The organism is Paenirhodobacter sp. CAU 1674 (assembly GCF_029222945.1).
In the GTDB taxonomy this organism is placed as follows: Bacteria; Pseudomonadota; Alphaproteobacteria; order Rhodobacterales; family Rhodobacteraceae; genus Rhodobacter.
Map to the genome: position 1 here is coordinate 63,653 of NZ_JARHUH010000003.1, position 16,673 is coordinate 80,325.

Below are 16,673 nucleotides of genomic sequence, written 5' to 3' on the forward strand. Positions count from 1 at the left end.
GCGGAACATGCGCTGAACGCATCGTGAATGTTGAGAACATCATTTACGCTTCTCTTGCGCTTTCGCTGCTCTCGACCGCTGCCGAGCTGCCCCGGCATATTTCGCCACCATGGCGCTTGTCGTGTGCCCGGTGATGGCCTTTATCTCGTCGTCGCTGCACCCGAGCGCGGCCAGCTCCGATGCCGCCGAGTAGCGCAGCCCGTGAATGTCATAGGCCTCGGCTCCGATCTGGCGGCGCACGGCCATGATCAGATCGGCGGCCCCGCGATAGGCTGTCGGCTTCCCCCTGCCCCACGCGCAGATCGTCACACCGACCTTCGGTGTTTCGTCCAGCACAGCGCGCAGGTGGCGCGTGAATGGCACCCACAGCTTGGCGCCGGTCTTGCCCTGCGTGACGTTGATGCCGTCGCCTTCGATGTCGCTCCACCGCATCCGCAGCACGTCACCAATCCGCTGCCCGGTCCCGAGGCACAGCTCAAATATCAGCAGCGTCCGGCCATCTGCTGCGGCGCGGAACGCCTCGATCTTGTCGGCGGGCCACGCCTCACGCGGTGAGGCCTCGGATTTCAGCATGGAAACGCCCTTTGCAGGGTTGTCGGTGCGCCAGCCAATGTCGATTGAGTGTTCCAGCAGAATACGCAGAACCTGGACGATGTAATTCGCAAACCGCACGGTTCCGGCGTTGGTATCGCGCGCGCGGATCACGTCCTTGCGTTGCAGTCCCGCCACCGGCAGCGGCCCGAGCTTGGCCGTCACCCAATCCAGCACCTTGTCATAATCGCGCACTGTCCGGATTGCGAGGCCGCGGTATTTCTGGCTGCGCGTGTATGACCGCACCAGCGCTGCGAACGTCTTTCCGGTCGTCGGAACAGACTGCGCGCCGTTCAGAAGCGCGGCATATTCCAGCGCGAATTCCTTGGTGCCCGGTGCTGCGATGATCTTCGTCGTGCGATAGCCGCGGCGCTGAAACCAGATGCCGCCGTTCTTGGCGTAGACATAGGCTGGAAGGTCACGTTTCACGGCTGAAATCCACGAGGTCGAATGGGTCTCGCTTATCAGGCTGCTGCGGAGGCGTCACGGTCATGCTGCCATCTGGCGAAATCTGAACAACAAACCCCTGAGCCGCCCATTCCGATACGGCCTTGCGCAGATCTGATGGGCGAAATATCGGCTGGCGCGTGGTCATTTCCTGCCCATCCTTTCGGTGATTGCTGCGATGGCGGTGCTGGCACGCTTTCCCCCGTCGGCGTGGAGTGCATGACGTGCGTCGTCCCCCTCGCGGGTGATTTTACGACAATCACACGCTGCGCTTTCATACCATTTCAGCGCCTCCACCACGGCCAACAGCGCCGGGTCGTCGCGGCGGATGCAGAGGTCGGCGCGGGTGTATTCGACATCACTGGGCCACACGTTGAAGTGCGAACAAACTACCATAGTCCCGCTTTCATTCAGCGTCACATGTTCAGGCGCGGTCATGCGTCACCTCCTGCCTTGCGGATCGCGTCGGTGTGGATGGCTGATCTATCAAGGATCAGCTTTGCCTTGGCCTCGGTTGACGCTGGCCACCGCTCTCCGATCGCCAGCATCAACTCAACCATGACGGAAACGTGCCAAGCTGCGTCTTCCCGCACCCGCGCGTCACGGGCCTCAAGCGCTGCGGTGGCGTCGGCGGGGGTGAGGGAGTTTATGGCACTGATAACGCGACGGGTGATAAGCGCCCCCTGCTCCATAGCCAATCTCTCCTCAGCCGCCAGATACGCCCCTGCCACCTGTTCGCGGGACAGCGCTTCGGCCTTTGCGAGTTCGGCGGCAAGGCGTTCATTCTCCACGCGAAGGGCGGTGATTTCATCGATCATTGATCTTTGCTCCTGTCTGGCCCGATACCGAGCACATCCATCAGTGCAATCACCTGCGGATCTGTTTGGCTGCGCGCCCATGCCTCGCTTTCTTCCGGTGATGCGTCGAACTCTCCGCCTGCGACCCGTGCCGCGAATTTTGTGAATCCTGCGGACAAAAGCTCGTTGTGCAGCGCTGTCGGTCCACAGACATGCGCATCGCCGTAATCATCGAATTCGCCGGTCTCTGCACGTCGTGCCAGCGCCTCATATTTTGCAGCGTTTTCATGGCTGGCACGCTGCGCCACTGCGCGCAACTCAGCAGCAAGGTATGTTTTTGTGTCAGTCATCGTCAGTTCTCCATCATCGCGCGCAGCGCCACCTGTAGCGGGTGCAGGCGCGGGCGCGCAGGGCGCGGGGTATGGGCCCGGATCATCGGGCCGCGGGGCGTGGTCTCGTTGCGCGCGCCTGGGCGGATCTCGATCCCGCAGGGCGGTGCGGGCAGGGTGATACGCATTTCCGGCGCCCGGTCGTCACGGATGGTCAGGGTGGTGCGATCAGCCATTGCTTTTGTCCTCCGGCATTTCGTTCCACTCGCGACCATCAAGCAGGCGGCCTGCGGCGCGCTTGCCGGTGCGCATAGAGTAACACCCATCTCCCCATCCGTGCAGGCCGGTGCAGCCTTGCTGCGAGATGCGTCCAGGGCCCGCACCAACCCACTCGCCCCACTGCTTGAAAAAGAACGGCACGCCAGCCGATTGGCATTGGTCGCGCATGCTGCGCACCCAATCCGGGTGCATCGGGCGCGCGTGCGGGCCGCTCTCGCCGCCGACGATGAGCCAGTCGATGCGGGGCCCATCTGGAAGACGCTCCAAGCTCGTTTCGGAGAATGACCCTCCCGTCACGCAGTTCTGTACACGCGATGATCCGCGCGCCTGCACAATGCGAAGATCAACCGACCCAAGCAGCGGTTCCGCACTGACAAACCGCACGGCGGCGGGCGTTGTGAGCAGGAGTGGAATGCGCTCGTCTGCCGTGGTCTGATCCTCGATTGAGGCGCCGAGCCAGACGTTTGGCATGGGCCATTGCGGGCCAGTCAAGACGGCAGTAACTTTCTGGTCCCACGCCTTGCCAGCGTAGCCATCCCAAAGCCGATAGCCGTTCCCGTCCCAGACCGGAAAGTTGTTTGCGATTTGCTCTGCGGCGTCGGCGACTGCAAACCTGCGAGCGCCATCACAATGCGCCCCAAGAACATACTCCCGCATCCGATCCGGCCGCTTGGTCAGCACCTGAAACGTGTGCTGCGGGCAGAGCGCCATCACGGCAAAGACCTTGTCGATCCATTCATCTGGAACTGACTCGTGAAACAGATCGCCATGCGCGCAGACGAAGATCCGGCGCGGCTTGCGCCAGCGCAGCGGCTGGTCGAGCCATTTGGCGTTGAAGCGCACCTCTCCGGTGAACTTCGCCTCGCCAGCCGCGTTGATACGGGCCAGACCGGCGCGGCTCGGGTGGTGTTTAAGTCGTGTCGCGGCCAATGTCGCCGCGTAGCAATGGCGGCACCCCTCGCTCACCAGCGTGCAGCCGGTGATCGGGTTCCAGGTCGCATCGGTCCATTCGATGTTGGTGTTGTCAGCCATGCTTGGCCTCCTGTTGCTGTGCATGCCAGCCCCATTTATCTGCGCAGGCATTCGCCACGCCCTCAAATGTCCGGCTGCGGATCTTCCAGCGATCCGGCCCGGGTGCGGCGCGGTGGACGGCCGACCACTGCTTGTGCGCTTCGGTGCCTGGGCACGGCGGGGTGAGGCGGTTCGTTTCCGTCAGCCGGGGAAGTCCGCGCAGATAGAAGCCGGTCGCCTTGAAAAACGGCTCACCAAACCACCACGGCTGCACGATCTGCGGGCGCGGCAGATCCGCGGGCAGACGCGCGCGGGCGTGCGGGTTCATCACCGGGTTCTCGATGGCCACGCGCGGAACCGGCGCGCGCCAGCAGGCGGTGAACAGATCGACGCCGCGCTGCAGGTCATACCAGAGGAAGGCCAGCCGTTCGTCCCGGCTCATCCGGGCGAAGGCCGCGCGTTCGTGGGCGGCGTAGGTCTCGGGCAGCCGTTTCGAGGGCTCGGTCAGCCAGCGCACACCGCTGTTGCACAGGCGCGTGCAGGGCGGATGCATGACCGTCAGCAGATCCCAGCCATCGGCCAGGTGATCGCGCAGATCGCCGGTGATGTGGCGGTTGCTGCCATCCTCGGCGGGCAGCAGATCCACCGACCAGGCATCGTGCCCGCGCGCGGCAAATGCCCGGCGCATCACGCCCGAGGTTTCGCAGCAGATCAGGACGCGCATCACATACACTCCCCACCGTCAGCCTGGCAGAGTGCGCCATCCGTCGAGAGCGCCCAGTCACCCTGCCGCTCCATGTATTCGCGCATCTCACGGCGGCTGTATCGCTTCGACCATTTGCCTCCGGTGCCGCTGGTCAACTCGGATGCAATGGCCTCCATGTCCTCCCACCAAACGGCCCTATCTGGGTATTCCCGCGCAAGCGCCGCAATATTTGCCTCGCTCTTGAGGAAGCATCCGTCGCAGTTTCCGAGCCAGCAGTTTCCGCGGACGTTTGGCAGGCGCAGGTCGAACGGCTGGCGCGTCCAGAACGCGGAAACATCCATCTTCGACACGCCTGCGTTGTTCAGCGGCTGCCAGACCGTCCAGCGGTCTCCAAGATTCACGCCTTCTGGCTTGATGCGGCGCTGCTCATCGGCACGCAGGCCCACACAATTCGTCCAGTAGTCCCACCCAAGGCTGCGCAGGTAGCGCTTTGCTGTGCGGACCTTTAGCTCCGTCGTGCAGAAGCGGGCGTTCTGGTTTGGAAGGAACTTGCGCTTGCGGATCAGGGCCTCGAAAGGCTCGCCATTTCGGGCCGCGCTGTTGTGGCTTACACGCCCGAAGAATGGCGCCATGGCGCGGTATTCAAGCCACACGATGTTGACACCCCACCTGCCGCCGCACTCTTGCACAAAGTCCAGCGTTTCAGGCATTTCGCGCCCGGTGTTTTGGAACGTGACCTTGACGCGATCCGGCAGGTCGCCGTTCGCCTCAAGGATGTGGTGAAGCATGTAGGCGCTTGTTCTGCCGCCGCTGAATGCAATCTGTATATTTCCATGCGGCAAGATGAAGTGCTCACGCATCACACCATCCCCAACGCGGCTTTGTAGATCTCGAGGATCGTCTCTTCCGCGGCCAGATCGTCCTTGTCGCGCTTGCGCAGCGCGATGATCTTGCGCAGCACCTTGGTATCGTAGCCGCGGGCCTTGGCCTCGGCCATCACGTCCTTCTGATGGTCGGCGATGTCGCGCTTCTCGGCTTCCAGATGTTCGAACTGTTCGACAAACTGGCGCAGCTCGTCGGCGGCCACGGCATAGGCCGCGTCGCGCACTTGCCGATCTTCGGACGTTTCCTTCATCGGCGGCTTGCCCGCGGTGCGCAGCTCTTCCAGCGCGGCCTCGAAATCCGCGGGCGGGGCGGTGACGCTGCCGCCGTTGCTGTGCAGGGTGATTGCGGTGACAGTCATGCGTCGCCCTCCCAGTCATGCGGTGCGCGGAATCCGGCAGCATTACGATGCCCTCCGCCACCGAACTTCGCCGCGATCTGCGCGACATCGAGGCCGTCGTCGCCGCGCGATCGCAACGAGAATGCGCGGCCCTTTGGACCATCGACATAGGTCGCGGCGAATGGCTCACCGTCGGCCAAAGTTCCGGCCACGTCAGAGGCCAGCGCATAGGGTGCGGCTGCTACAGGGACATAGTGGCCTGCAATTTCCATGCGCCGCATTGACGTGTCGATAATCTGACGCACCAACTTGTCCTGATAGCGAATGATCGCGGCGCCCTCAGCTGACATCATCCAGATGTCTTCATCGGCCTGCATCCGCGCGGATAGATCATCCCACACATGCCACGTCAGGTCATGCGACCCGATGACGGCGTTGATCTCGAGGCTGTCCTCCATCGCCCACCGCCACAGGTCGCGGTCGGAAACATACTCGACCAGCATAGGGCGGGCGCCTTCATTGAAAAAGTCCCAAGCTAGTTGCGCACCGCTGCGGTTCATGTCGAAGATGGCGAAAACATTCTCGACCGGGTCCGCCTCGATATGCGCCAGCAGATCCGCGTAATTGAATGACGGGTGATCCTGAATTGGAGGCTCTAGCAGATGCGACAGATCGCCCTCGGCGGTCTTGTGATGGTCTAGGATAAGGATCGAGCGCGCCTGTTCAGCCATGGCGTCGATCACCGGTCGCTTGTAGCTGAAATCCACGATGATCACGTCTGCGCCGGTCACGTCAGGAGGCACATCGCCGTAGCCTGCCGGGATGAACTCGACGCGATTACCAAGCGCCTCGCGCACGGCCCATGCGGCGGTGAAGCCATCGGCACAATGCGCGTGGTAGATGCAGATGGTGCGGTTATCTGTCATAATGTCCTATCCTATGTCACTCTGGATGCCGCCCGGCGCGCGGGCGGTCACCAGAAGGTCAGGCGGTGACGTGCTTCACGGCCCACATGACCGCCTGCTCTGCGTTCGTCTTGGCGATCGCCAGCTCACGGCTCGTGCCGATCTCGTCGCATTTCGCCAGGAAGGCCGCGCCAAGGTCTTTGATCGCCACCATCTGCGCTTTCTCTTGGTCGGTGAGGGTGCGGTATTTGTGGCGCACGGCGTTGTTTTCGGTGCGGTTGTCAGCTTCGCTGTTAATCATTGGTGTCTCCTTGCGTTTTGCCCGGATCCGCCGGGCGCGGATGGTTATGTCTTGGTCCGTGCGGCAGGATTCGAACCTGCGGCCTGCGGCGTTATGAGCGCCCCGCGCTACCTGGCTGCGCTACGCACGGTGGTTGTCAGTTGCGGTCGCGATAGAGCAGCCATATGATCCAGATCGTCAGGCCTGCCCATATGACGCTGAGACCTATGTCAAAAATTGCGAGCGCGACCTGAAACCCGACCGAGACATAGGCTGCGGTCGCGGCGGCCCAGATCACGAGAAAGAAGATCAGCAGTATCGTCATGGTGTCCTCGTGGTTGTCATGTTGCGTCATTGGCTGTTCCCCTGCGGCGTTGGCGCCGCTCTGGCCCGGGGCGGGCCCGTTTCCGGTGCTTCAGAGCCTTCCTCTCACCCCTGTCGCGCCTCTGTCAGCACCGGCTGCTGGGAGCTGCGACCCCGTTTTAGATCGCGCGCAGGGTGTCTTGATCAGGGGGCGCCGGGCCGCGCCGTTTCGTCGGGCCGCATCGCGCGCAGGATTTCGGTTGCCAGCATGACCTCGGCGTGGTCGCGCGCGCCCGCGATGATGTCATGGCACGCCCTGGCGCAATCCGCGGTGCTGGCGTCTGCGCTGCGCAGGACGGCGCTGGCCATGGTGGTGTGACGGCTGCGCAGCGTCGCCTCGAATGCGGCGGTGATCCAGCGGCAGACGGCGATGTCCATCGTCGGCCCGGTTTCGCTGATGCCGTGGAGTGCGATAGCCATCGGCAGGTTTGTCTGATCGCCAGTCGGCCACAGCGTTGCGTCGCCGCCATGTGCAATGATCTCGGCCCGGATCATGTCTGCACGCTGCGACGGATGCGCCGCGGACAGGCGCGCAAGCAGGTTTCGGATCGTTTGTGTCGCATCAATGCAGGTCATTGCTGGACCTCGTATTGCTGCTGGTGGTGCGTACCCTGGAGGTGTGCGCTTTGATGCCGTGCTGCACCGTGCTGGTGTCGCGCTGCAGCACCCGCCCGATCTGGCCAAGCGTGTATCCTGCGGCGCGCATGTCACTCATCACCTGCTGCCGGATACTGGACACATGTTGCGTCATGCTGGGTCCGGTGATGTCGGATACTGCGACGCCATACTCCATTGCTGCACGCACAAGTATGGACCGCATGCTGTGAGGGTTTTTCATGGCGTCGTGAAGCGCGATGATTTCCCGCGGTTGCGGGCGCCAGTCGGCGCTTCTGAGCCACTCCCCCAGAGTCGCTGGCAGGTCGCGGTCAATCTGTGCGGTGGCCGCGACCCACAGGCCAAGCTCGACCCGCGTCGGGGCGCGCCAGAACGACAGGAACTCGTGCAGGATTTCCGCAGGATCGTCGCGCGTCAGGTCGCAACTGGGAATATCATTCTGCGCGCCGGTCACGACGCGGCCCCGGGATCGGTGATGTGGCCGGGCTGCGCCATCGTGGCCCCGCAGAGCGGCCCGGGAAAATGGCAGCGCTTGCCGCGGGCGGCCATCAGCGCGTGCCATGCGGCGCGGCGGCGCATGATACCGACGGCAGCGGCGCGGGCGGGATTGGTGACAATGGCCAGGGCCCAGGGGGTCGTCAGGGAGTTGGTGATCAAGGTTGCCTCCATCGGTTGACCGCGATCTGCCGGGTGGCGTCTTCGGCGGTGGTGATGGGTGGCAAGTTATGGCCAATTGGCAAACTTCGTCAAGCCGAAAAGTGGACAATTGGCCAATTGTTGATTTGTGGAGATTTTTGCGTAGAGAATCACCTAACCTGCGCGCATGAAAAAGCCCCGCGCCAGGCGGGGCTGATCATCTGTTTTGGGGGCTGTTCAGCGGGCGGCGTTGTTCAGCAGCGCTGCGGTCATCATTGCGCGGTCGGCGCGTTCTTCTGCGCGTTTTCGCCACGCCGGGTAGGCCATGAATGGGGCGACGAAGAAACCGATGATAAAAAAGTTCAGGATCAGCACGATCGCGGCGCGCCCCCAGAAGCCATGCACTGCAAAATAGATCGGACCGAACAGAAAGGCCCAGAGCCAGCTCAGCCCAGTTGATTCATCATATCTGCGAGTCAGGTCATCTGCCGTCGCGATACTTGATGCCAGGTTGTCGGCATCGCTGCGTTGGTATCGCGGTATGGTGGTGTGTGTATCGTTCATGTAGCGCCCCTTTGCTGCGGTTATATTTTCTTCCCTATCCAGATCACTTTGCCGACGACATCGATCTCTGCACGTAGCCACGGCAGATAAGTTCAAAGTGTTCGGTGGTCATTCCACGCCCTGTGAACTGCGTTCCGGGGATCGAAAACCCCACCAATTCGGCCAGGATTAAGTCACTGTTTATAAAGGGTTTTAGGCTATTTACCCCTATGAACTTGGCCAGGTCCACACTGTCTGCATTGGCGATGGATTTCACCGCACTGCGCAGAGCGATGACACGGTCTTCTGTGTCAAGCACGTAAACGTCCAGTTCATCTCCACCGAGATCAATCTTGCCGCGCCACTTGGCGAAGGGCATCCCCCCGGGGATCACGTCTGATGGCGTTGCCCTCGGCGTGATGGCCTCTGCAACGTCATCAAAAGTCGCGTCGATTTGTTCGATTACGTCTTTCTCCTCATCGGGCATTGATCAGTCCTTTGTTTTGGGGGCTGTTCAGCGGGCGGCGCTATCTATGGTCATTTCGCCTTTTCGACAATGATGACCTCTCGGCGCCCGCCCAAAGATAGGATCAAGCCGATTATCAATAGGATAGACCCGACGATCAGGCCGATGAATGTTGCTGCACCTGTCATTGCGATCCCCGCAAGTCCTGCCCCGGCCACCGCGGCCCCATGATCTGCAGTAGATGCCTGTGCAATAGTGTCGTTGGCAACGCGACCGGAAAGGATGAGAGTGCTGATCGGAAGGGCAAAAACGGCAGCACCAACCAGCAGGAACCCGCGCCCGAAGCTGCGCCGAATGTTGGGTGCCAGCATACCGAGAATGGCACCGATGATCGCGACTGCCCACGCGGCGGATGATGCTTTCCCGTTTCCGGTGTCGAATGCCGCAAAGGCCGGCATCATGGCAAGCATTGCCAGAAAGCCAAACATGGCGCCTATGATTGTTCTGATCGTTCCGCGAATGAATTTCATTGTGATTCCTTTGGCTGATGTATCATACTTTCTTGCCCATCCAGATCACCTTGCCGACGACCTCGATCTCTGCGCGCTGCATTTCGATCGCTGGGTAGGCATCGCGGTTGTCCGAGATGATGCGCACGCTGCCATTGCTGCCGCGCCCGATGCGTTTGACGTGCAGGGCGTCGCCCCAGCGTAGCACAAACAGGCCGTCAAAATCCAAGCTGGTCTTTGACGTGTCCAGCATGACCACGTCGTCATCCTTCAGCGTGGGTTCCATGCTGTCACCCTTGACGCCGATGATTTTCAGGTGGCGCGGATCGGTGCGCGTCAGGCGCGCCAGGTAGTCCGGCGGGAATGACAGCCGGTCGATGACATATTCGCTATCGACAATCTGGCCGTGCCCGGCGCTGGCTGAAACGTCATAGACGTCGACCATCTGTATTTCGTTTTTGTTATCAACACTGTTGTCGCCATCTGACCATTCCAGATCAAGCGCGGCAGCCAATCTGCGCGCATTCTCCGCCTTGGTGGATGACTCCGGTCGGTGTTTGAGTTTGTTGATAACGTCATAGCTGACGCCGGACATTCGATGCAGATCCATGGCGCTGATCCCGCGCCTCTCCATGGCTTCTACTACTATGGTGGCAAAGGCTTTTTTGGTCATGCCCAACAAAATCCTTATGCGCACTTGGTGTCTATTGGCCAATTGGCCTTGACGGGTATTGCCAATTGGCCATATGCATAGGCATGGACAACGCACTTCTCGACGAGATCAGACAGTATTGCGAGAGGGCTGGCATCAGCCCTTCGACGCTTGGTGTTCGGGCGCTTGGAAACAGTCGTTTCTTTGATCGCCTGCAGCGCAAGGCAGACAAAATTTCCGAGGATGCCGAGCGGCTGCGGAAATTCATGGAAAACAACCCGCCGCCCGAGACGGCGGCCCAGCAAGATGTGGCCTGACATGAAAAAACCCTTCCTGATTTCGACTTCCTCGCCGCAACCTGCGGCGCCGCGGGCGCAAATGTCCTGCGCCAATGTTCTGGACGGTCGTGGGCGGGGGCGTGCGGCGCATCGGCGGGCCCATGGCTGGCTGGCCGATCCGGCGATCTATCGCGCGGATTTCGCCAACCGCTGGCGGGCGCTGATGGTGCATCTGTTCGGGTCGCGCGAGGATTGCGCGGCGGCATTCGGGGTGACGTTCCAGACCGCCTGCAACTGGTGGGACGGGTCGTGTCGCCCCAGCGGGGACCGCGTGGCGCTGGCCGCGATCACCTGGCCTGTGGAGTTCGCGCAGTTTCTGGGGGTGCGGGATGGTGCGTGAGGCCGTGATTTCCAGTGCCAACCCGCGCGCATCAGATCTGCGCATCTTCTGGCATGGCGCGCGTGGATGTGCGGTGCCGCGCACGCGCGCCGAGATCGACAATCTGTTCCCGCGGGCCGATCATGGCGCCGTTTTCGCATGGATCAGCCGTCTGATCGGTGACCAGCTGCTGGTGGAGAGCGGCCGGAAAGATCGCGATCGGATCTATGAGGTCACCACGATTGGCGCGCGGATGGCCGAGGCCGCGTGGGCGCGTCATGCGGCAACATGCGGTCGTGGCGCCACGTCTGCGCAGATCGGCGCAAGGTGCGCGTGATGGATTTCTCCGGGTCTGATTCCTGCTCGATTGCGGGCCCGGCACCTGGCGCGGCGGGTCTGCTCGACCGTCGCGCCGATTTTATTCGGTTTGGCCGGCACCACCCCTATGCCGGTCATGGCGCGGCGGCGCATCACTCCTCCCCTTGCCGCCGCGCAACTATCCCGCCCGCGCCGGGTCATGCGCGCCTTCCTGTTGGACCTCGGGCGGGGTGCGCCTCGCCCGTTTTTTCCGTGAGGGTTTTGTGATGGCTGACAGCGTGGTGCGGACATGACCAAGCTTCCCTATCGCCTGAGTGCCGCAGAGATGGATATTCTGGACGAGCGCCGCGGCCAGCGCACGCGGGAGGGGTTTTTCCACACGCACGATGACCGCCATACCGGGTTTCAGCTGTCGCAGGCGGCGGATGAATACCTGCGGGCGGCTGTGACCTGTGCGCGGCACCCGGAGATAAACCCGTGCAATCTGCGCGCGTCCGGGTCGTGGCCGTGGTCTGCGCGCTGGTGGAAGCCCTGCGCGCCGCGCCGCATGCTGGTAAAGGCGGCGGCGCTGCTGATTGCCGAAATCGAGCGCATGGACCGGGCCGCGCGTGGCAATGGGGGTGCGCCATGACGGATCGGCCGGACTGGATGGGTGCATTTGGGTCGGATGGCGTGCTGATCGGCGCGACGGTCGAGGATGTGGCCGCGCGCTGCGGTGGGCGGGCCGTCTATCTGGCCACGCCATACAGCCGTGAGGTCGTGGTGGCGGGTTCCTTGGATTGGGGGCTTTCGATGCGCGCATCAGTCGTTGCCGCGGCCCAGATCGGGCGGCTGGCGCGGGCCGGTGTGACAGCGATTTCGCCAATCGTGATGGCGGCGGATGCGTGCCACGCCGATCGCGCACTGGACCCTCTGGATCAGGCATTCTGGAGCGCATGGTGCATGCCGCTGCTTTCGGCCTGCGGGCTGGTCTATGTGCCGCCGTTGCCAGGGTGGGCGCGGTCGCGCGGTGTGTGTGCCGAGATCGAGTGGGCGATGGCGCATCAGGTTCCGGTGCTGATCGGGGAGGCGCTGTGATGGCCGGTGGCGCCGAGATGCGTGATGTCGATGACCGCGCCGCAGAGATCGCCCGCATGGGCGAAGGCGAGCTGGCAGAGGTGTGGTGGGTGCATTTCCACCGTGGAATTGGTGACTCTGCCACGCGATGGGCCGTTGTGCTGCGGGCGCGGGCGCTCGGCCTGACGTGGCTAAATCTGGCACGCAAGGCGTACACAGCCGGGCTTATCAGTAACAGCGAGTGGAGGGAGTATCGGTGATGGCCGCGCCATCTGCAAAGCCGCTGTTTCAGGCGATGCGGGCTAAGCGCGATGTGCGCCAGCTCGGCCTTGGAGATTTCGCTGCGGCGCCTTCTGCTGATCAGCGCGATCCGTTGGATTTCGACCCGACGCCCGAAAGCGCCACGCGGCCCTTCATCGCTGCCGAGATCGACTTCATCCGCGCCCATGGCGAGCTGGTCTGGGAAACAGCGGTGGGCGCGGGACACATCGCCCGGGTTCTGGCTGAGTTCGGCTTCGATGTTCTTGGCAGTGATGTGGTCGACCGCGGCTGGCCGGATGTCGAGCTGCGCAGCTTCCTCGATTATGCGGTGCCCCGGGCGCCCGTCCAGATCACCAATCCGCCCTATAACCAGATCAATGCCGCGCATGGTCATGGTCGGTGGTTGCGCCATGCGCTGGATCTTGGCGCCGGATATGTGGCGCTGTTGCTCAACGCGGATTGGCCGGCCGCACGGATTAATGGCTTTGACCAGCTGCTGCACGATCACCCGCCGTCGATCGAATATCTGTGCTGCTGGAAAATCGACTTCCGGGGCCACGGTGCGCCGCCGCAGCGCAATTCATGGTTTGTCTGGGACGGCAACCGCCCGGCGCTTGGGCCGAACACCTGGGCGCGCCGCCGTCTTTATCGTGAGGTCAGCGATCCGGGTCAGGGGGTGCTGCTATGAGTATGATGCCAACGCAGCAAACTGCGGCGGATCAGGTCATCGTGCATGGTGTCGGTTTGCTATCGCACATCTGGTCAAGCGATGACCGCTGCCAGTTGGCGCTTGGTGTCCTGCGTGAAACGCTGCCGAAGGCGACGATAGCTGTTCCCATGATGGGAGATTTCGTCGACGTGGCGCGTGACTTGATCGCCGCGCAGAACAGCACAGATCACGCTGCAGCGCGGCGGCGCGCGCAGTTTGTCCTGGAGCGCATGCATCAGTCCAGGATGGCAAGTGCATGGGATATCATGCGCAAGACGTCTGGTGGCAGGCTATGAGCAGGTTCCCGGATGATCCAAGGCCGGCCGAAGCGAATGCCAATCCCATCTTCGACGTGGCAGACATGCTGGAGCTGGATCTGGGGCGAGGCCATGTCGAGCGCTGCGGGCCGTGCCCCGTCTGCGGCGGGACAGATCGGTTCTCGATCAACAGCCGCAAGAACGTGTTCAACTGCCGCCGATGCGGTGGAAAGGGCGGTCCCCTGGATCTCGTCATGTTCGTGCGGGGCGTGACCTTCCCGCAGGCTCTGGATTGGCTGTGCGGGCCGCGCCAGGAACTGACCGCCACGGAACAGGCGTATCGGGCTGAAAAGGCAGCGGAACACAAACGCCGTCGCGCGGCTGAGGCTGAGCGTCACCGCGCTGAGGTGCGGCGGACGGCGGCTGCAATCTGGGGTGGGTGTTACCGGGCCGATGGAACCGATGTCACCCGCTATCTGGAGCGCCGTGGGATCGCTCCGGGCATGATGCCGGTAATGCCGCCAGCGCTTCGCTACCAGCCGGATGCGCGCTACATGGTGCCGGATGGATCTGGATGGCGCGAAATTTATCGTGGCCCGGCCATGGTTGCCGGTGTTCTGGATCGCGAAGGATGTCTGAGCGCGGTGCATCGCACCTGGATCGACCTGTCGCGACCGAAGGGAAAGCTCGTCCTGCCTGTCGAGGGCAAGGCCGGTGAGGCATGGCCGTCCAAGAAGGTTCTGGGCGTCAAGAAGGGTGGTGCGATCCGCCTGCGCACACCCGAAGGCGCCGATACGCTGATCATGGCCGAAGGGATCGAGACGACGCTGTCTGCGATGGTCGCGGATTCCGTGCCTGGTGCTGCCTACTGGTGTGGCGTCGATCTGGGCAACATGGCCGGCCAGCGCAAGCTCGGAAAAGGTCTGAAATACGCTGGCATCCCGGACATGGACGATGCTGAGGCTTTTGTGCCGCCCGCCTGGGTGCGGCGGCTGATTTTCATTCAGGATGGCGACAGCGAACCGCGGCTGACGCGGGCCAAGCTGGAAAGCGGGCTGCGCCGCGCGATGGCGCTGCGGCCCGGGCTGCGCGGACAGATCGTTCCGGTTGCTGAGGGCCAAGACCTGAATGACGTGCTTATGGGGGTGGGGAATGAATGATGGTGTTGACCATGTGCGCGCTGTGATGGCTCAAGCCGAGGATGTGGACCTGCCAGAGGATCTGCGCGCCGATGCCGATGGTGATCAGGATGGTGAGATTCCCCCCGCCCCCCCTGTTTCAGGTGAAGCTGATCCTCCCATCGTGCAGGCATGTGCAGCCTTTCCGCTGAATGATTACGGAAACGGGCAGCGTTTCATCACGCATTTCGGCCAGGATGTCATGTGGGTGCCTCGCGTTGGGTGGTTTACATGGACAGGTCGCGTCTGGCGCAAGGATGCAGACGACATCGAGGTGCGGAAGTATTCGCAGCGCATCAGCGGGCTGATAGAGGCAGAGATTCCGTGGCTGACGCTGGATCAGCGTCAGATGGACCTTCTGGCACAAGAGGACAGTTTGCGGGCGGCGCGCCGCGATCTGGATGGCAAGGCGAATGATCCAGACGATCCGGATGCGGAGGCAGCCGGTCAGATCGACAAGATCGAGGCCAAGCTGCGCTCGATCGACGGGATCAAGAAGACGCTGGCGTCGAAGCGCAGAGAGCATCGCAGTTTCGCCCGCAGCTCGGGCAACAAGGCGCGGATCGATGCGACATTGACTGAGGGCGGAATCGGCATGGCGGTCCATATCGACGATCTGGATGCGGCGCCTCTGGACGTGAACACGGAAAGCGGCGTGCTGCGTTTTACCCGCGTTGATTGTCGGGAGGATGGTGGAGGAATCGTCGCTGACGTGCAGCTGGTGCCGCACGATCGCGCTGATCGTTTCACCAAGATGATGCCGGTGGTCTATGATCCTGCGGCCAAGGCGCCGAGGTTCGACAAGTTCCTGCGCCAGATCCAGCCAGACGCCGAGATGCGTGCCTTCCTGCAGCGATGGCTTGGCATGTCGATGACCTCGATCCTCGTGCAGAAGCTGGCTTTCTTCTACGGGTCCGGCGCGAACGGTAAGTCTGTTCTGGTCGATCTGATAGCCCGGCTCATGGGTGACTACTCAGCTACAGCCAAGATCGAGAGCCTGACCGGAAAGAACAAGCGTGGCGGGTCTGACGCCACGCCTGATCTGGTGCCGCTGATCGGCGCGCGCATGGTGCGGGCGTCAGAGCCGGAAGAAGGTGAGCGTTTCCAGGAAGGTCTGATCAAGGAACTAACGGGTGGTGAGCCGATCCTCGTGCGCGCCCTGCACAGCGATTTTGTCGAGGTACGACCGCAGTTCAAGCTGACGATCAGCGGCAACCACAAGCCAGAGATCCGGGGCACGGATGACGGCATCTGGCGCCGGGTCATGCTGGTGCCTTTCGATGTGCAGATCCCGGAGGCGGAGCGCGACCCGAACCTCGGGCGAAAGCTGTTCGAACAGGAACGGTCCGGCATTCTGAACTGGCTGATAGAGGGGCTGCTGGCCTACCTTGAAGGTGGGCTTCAGGAACCGGCGGCCGTCCTGAATGCCACGCGCGAGTTCCGGGAAGAGAGCGACCCTGTCGGTGCCTTCCTTGAAGCCTGCTGCGTCGTCAGTGGCGAGCCTTATGACACCGTAAGCGCGCGCGATCTGGGTGAGGCCTTCAACGTCTGGCTGGACGATCGCGGCGAGGGTCAATGGCAACCTCGGACGATCTCGCTCAAACTCAAGGACAAGTCGAAGCGGTGGAAGAGCCCGACGACGGGAAAGGGGTTCACGCAGCGAAAATCCAGCACTATGAGTTACGACGGCGTCAGGTTCAATGATGTGTTCGGAAAGCGGTTCAGGGAAGCCCCGCGCGACAGCCAGGGGCGTGTTCTGCGCGCGCGCGTGGAGGATGAGGCATGATCTCCCACGCCCTCTGTGTCGTCATTATCGGGAGGATAGGGAGGATAACAGCGCTGCGTGGGAGGATGGCGCGTCTCTGGGGGTTCGGGGGAAATGCTGT

The 16,673-nt window shown here is 62.5% G+C and carries 30 protein-coding genes and 1 tRNA gene; 10 read left to right on the forward strand and 21 right to left on the reverse strand.

Annotation, left to right across the window (positions count from 1 at the left end; genetic code table 11):
- Positions 1-39: 39 nt before the first annotated feature.
- The 21 genes from P2G62_RS04695 to P2G62_RS04795 all read right to left on the reverse strand — a co-directional run bounded on the left by P2G62_RS04695 (position 40) and on the right by P2G62_RS04795 (position 10,372).
- Positions 40-1,020, reverse strand: coding sequence for a site-specific integrase (locus P2G62_RS04695; protein WP_275733721.1), 981 nt, complete (start codon positions 1,018-1,020; stop codon positions 40-42).
- Complete coding sequence (locus tag P2G62_RS04700; protein WP_275733722.1) at positions 1,010-1,186, reverse strand: hypothetical protein; 177 nt, start codon at positions 1,184-1,186, stop codon at positions 1,010-1,012. Before P2G62_RS04700 ends, P2G62_RS04695 begins: the two co-directional genes overlap by 11 nt.
- The gene (locus P2G62_RS04705) at positions 1,183-1,476 is read right to left on the reverse strand and encodes a hypothetical protein (RefSeq protein ID WP_275733723.1); all 294 of its coding nucleotides are present in this window, start codon (positions 1,474-1,476) and stop codon (positions 1,183-1,185) included. The genes P2G62_RS04700 and P2G62_RS04705 overlap by 4 nt, the downstream gene beginning before the upstream one ends.
- Complete coding sequence (locus P2G62_RS04710) at positions 1,473-1,856, reverse strand: hypothetical protein (RefSeq protein ID WP_275733724.1); 384 nt, start codon at positions 1,854-1,856, stop codon at positions 1,473-1,475. Before P2G62_RS04710 ends, P2G62_RS04705 begins: the two co-directional genes overlap by 4 nt.
- Complete coding sequence (locus P2G62_RS04715; protein ID WP_275733725.1) at positions 1,853-2,185, reverse strand: hypothetical protein; 333 nt, start codon at positions 2,183-2,185, stop codon at positions 1,853-1,855. The genes P2G62_RS04710 and P2G62_RS04715 overlap by 4 nt, the downstream gene beginning before the upstream one ends.
- 2 nt (positions 2,186-2,187) lie before the next feature.
- On the reverse strand, positions 2,188-2,400 hold the full coding sequence (locus P2G62_RS04720) for a hypothetical protein (RefSeq protein ID WP_275733726.1): 213 nt from the start codon (positions 2,398-2,400) through the stop codon (positions 2,188-2,190).
- On the reverse strand, positions 2,393-3,475 hold the full coding sequence (locus P2G62_RS04725) for a phage Gp37/Gp68 family protein (RefSeq protein ID WP_275733727.1): 1,083 nt from the start codon (positions 3,473-3,475) through the stop codon (positions 2,393-2,395). The genes P2G62_RS04720 and P2G62_RS04725 overlap by 8 nt, the downstream gene beginning before the upstream one ends.
- Entirely contained in the window at positions 3,468-4,178 is a 711-nt protein-coding gene (locus P2G62_RS04730) for a hypothetical protein (protein ID WP_275733728.1), read from the reverse strand. Before P2G62_RS04730 ends, P2G62_RS04725 begins: the two co-directional genes overlap by 8 nt.
- Entirely contained in the window at positions 4,178-5,020 is an 843-nt protein-coding gene (locus tag P2G62_RS04735) for a phosphoadenosine phosphosulfate reductase family protein (protein WP_275733729.1), read from the reverse strand. The genes P2G62_RS04730 and P2G62_RS04735 overlap by 1 nt, the downstream gene beginning before the upstream one ends.
- Positions 5,020-5,403: a DUF2312 domain-containing protein gene (locus P2G62_RS04740; protein WP_275733730.1), complete on the reverse strand. Its 384-nt coding sequence runs from the start codon at positions 5,401-5,403 to the stop codon at positions 5,020-5,022. The genes P2G62_RS04735 and P2G62_RS04740 overlap by 1 nt, the downstream gene beginning before the upstream one ends.
- Positions 5,400-6,308 (reverse strand): DHHA1 domain-containing protein, encoded by a 909-nt coding sequence (locus tag P2G62_RS04745; RefSeq protein WP_275733731.1) that lies wholly within the window; start codon positions 6,306-6,308, stop codon positions 5,400-5,402. Before P2G62_RS04745 ends, P2G62_RS04740 begins: the two co-directional genes overlap by 4 nt.
- A 58-nt stretch (positions 6,309-6,366) precedes the next feature.
- Positions 6,367-6,588, reverse strand: a complete 222-nt coding sequence (locus P2G62_RS04750) for a hypothetical protein (RefSeq protein ID WP_275733732.1) — start codon at positions 6,586-6,588, stop codon at positions 6,367-6,369.
- A gap of 52 nt (positions 6,589-6,640) precedes the next feature.
- A tRNA-Met gene (locus P2G62_RS04755) sits at positions 6,641-6,718 on the reverse strand.
- A gap of 6 nt (positions 6,719-6,724) precedes the next feature.
- Positions 6,725-6,892, reverse strand: coding sequence for a hypothetical protein (locus P2G62_RS04760; RefSeq protein WP_275733733.1), 168 nt, complete (start codon positions 6,890-6,892; stop codon positions 6,725-6,727).
- Between the two features lie 182 nt (positions 6,893-7,074).
- A complete protein-coding gene (locus tag P2G62_RS04765) occupies positions 7,075-7,506 on the reverse strand; it encodes a hypothetical protein (RefSeq protein ID WP_275733734.1) in 432 nt (143 codons plus the stop codon).
- Complete coding sequence (locus P2G62_RS04770) at positions 7,493-7,999, reverse strand: helix-turn-helix domain-containing protein (RefSeq protein ID WP_275733735.1); 507 nt, start codon at positions 7,997-7,999, stop codon at positions 7,493-7,495. The genes P2G62_RS04765 and P2G62_RS04770 overlap by 14 nt, the downstream gene beginning before the upstream one ends.
- Positions 7,996-8,202 carry a hypothetical protein gene (locus P2G62_RS04775; protein ID WP_275733736.1) on the reverse strand — a complete coding sequence of 69 codons (207 nt, stop codon included), beginning with the start codon at positions 8,200-8,202 and terminating at the stop codon, positions 7,996-7,998. The genes P2G62_RS04770 and P2G62_RS04775 overlap by 4 nt, the downstream gene beginning before the upstream one ends.
- A gap of 216 nt (positions 8,203-8,418) precedes the next feature.
- Positions 8,419-8,745 carry a DUF2628 domain-containing protein gene (locus P2G62_RS04780; protein ID WP_275733737.1) on the reverse strand — a complete coding sequence of 109 codons (327 nt, stop codon included), beginning with the start codon at positions 8,743-8,745 and terminating at the stop codon, positions 8,419-8,421.
- A 43-nt stretch (positions 8,746-8,788) separates the two neighbouring features.
- Complete coding sequence (locus tag P2G62_RS04785) at positions 8,789-9,211, reverse strand: hypothetical protein (protein ID WP_275733738.1); 423 nt, start codon at positions 9,209-9,211, stop codon at positions 8,789-8,791.
- 50 nt (positions 9,212-9,261) lie between these two features.
- Complete coding sequence (locus P2G62_RS04790) at positions 9,262-9,720, reverse strand: hypothetical protein (RefSeq protein WP_275733739.1); 459 nt, start codon at positions 9,718-9,720, stop codon at positions 9,262-9,264.
- Between the two features lie 22 nt (positions 9,721-9,742).
- Positions 9,743-10,372: a S24 family peptidase gene (locus P2G62_RS04795; protein WP_275733740.1), complete on the reverse strand. Its 630-nt coding sequence runs from the start codon at positions 10,370-10,372 to the stop codon at positions 9,743-9,745.
- 83 nt (positions 10,373-10,455) lie between these two features.
- Here P2G62_RS04795 and P2G62_RS04800 point away from each other — a divergent pair, with 83 nt between their 5' ends.
- The 10 genes from P2G62_RS04800 (at position 10,456) to P2G62_RS04845 (ending at position 16,573) form a co-directional block, all read left to right on the forward strand.
- Entirely contained in the window at positions 10,456-10,668 is a 213-nt protein-coding gene (locus P2G62_RS04800) for a hypothetical protein (RefSeq protein WP_275733741.1), read from the forward strand.
- Position 10,669: 1 nt separating this feature from the next.
- Positions 10,670-11,029 carry a hypothetical protein gene (locus P2G62_RS04805; protein ID WP_275733742.1) on the forward strand — a complete coding sequence of 120 codons (360 nt, stop codon included), beginning with the start codon at positions 10,670-10,672 and terminating at the stop codon, positions 11,027-11,029.
- On the forward strand, positions 11,019-11,345 hold the full coding sequence (locus P2G62_RS04810; RefSeq protein WP_275733743.1) for a hypothetical protein: 327 nt from the start codon (positions 11,019-11,021) through the stop codon (positions 11,343-11,345). Before P2G62_RS04805 ends, P2G62_RS04810 begins: the two co-directional genes overlap by 11 nt.
- A 270-nt stretch (positions 11,346-11,615) precedes the next feature.
- A complete protein-coding gene (locus P2G62_RS04815) occupies positions 11,616-11,957 on the forward strand; it encodes a hypothetical protein (protein WP_275733744.1) in 342 nt (113 codons plus the stop codon).
- Positions 11,954-12,403, forward strand: a complete 450-nt coding sequence (locus P2G62_RS04820) for a DUF1937 family protein (RefSeq protein ID WP_275733745.1) — start codon at positions 11,954-11,956, stop codon at positions 12,401-12,403. The genes P2G62_RS04815 and P2G62_RS04820 overlap by 4 nt, the downstream gene beginning before the upstream one ends.
- The gene (locus tag P2G62_RS04825; protein ID WP_275733746.1) at positions 12,403-12,642 is read left to right on the forward strand and encodes a hypothetical protein; all 240 of its coding nucleotides are present in this window, start codon (positions 12,403-12,405) and stop codon (positions 12,640-12,642) included. The genes P2G62_RS04820 and P2G62_RS04825 overlap by 1 nt, the downstream gene beginning before the upstream one ends.
- Positions 12,642-13,331 (forward strand): hypothetical protein, encoded by a 690-nt coding sequence (locus P2G62_RS04830; RefSeq protein WP_275733747.1) that lies wholly within the window; start codon positions 12,642-12,644, stop codon positions 13,329-13,331. Before P2G62_RS04825 ends, P2G62_RS04830 begins: the two co-directional genes overlap by 1 nt.
- The gene (locus tag P2G62_RS04835; protein ID WP_275733748.1) at positions 13,328-13,648 is read left to right on the forward strand and encodes a hypothetical protein; all 321 of its coding nucleotides are present in this window, start codon (positions 13,328-13,330) and stop codon (positions 13,646-13,648) included. Before P2G62_RS04830 ends, P2G62_RS04835 begins: the two co-directional genes overlap by 4 nt.
- Positions 13,645-14,769, forward strand: a complete 1,125-nt coding sequence (locus P2G62_RS04840) for a hypothetical protein (RefSeq protein WP_275733749.1) — start codon at positions 13,645-13,647, stop codon at positions 14,767-14,769. The genes P2G62_RS04835 and P2G62_RS04840 overlap by 4 nt, the downstream gene beginning before the upstream one ends.
- Positions 14,762-16,573, forward strand: coding sequence for a DNA primase family protein (locus P2G62_RS04845; RefSeq protein ID WP_275733750.1), 1,812 nt, complete (start codon positions 14,762-14,764; stop codon positions 16,571-16,573). The genes P2G62_RS04840 and P2G62_RS04845 overlap by 8 nt, the downstream gene beginning before the upstream one ends.
- The last annotated feature ends 100 nt before the right edge of the window (positions 16,574-16,673 follow it).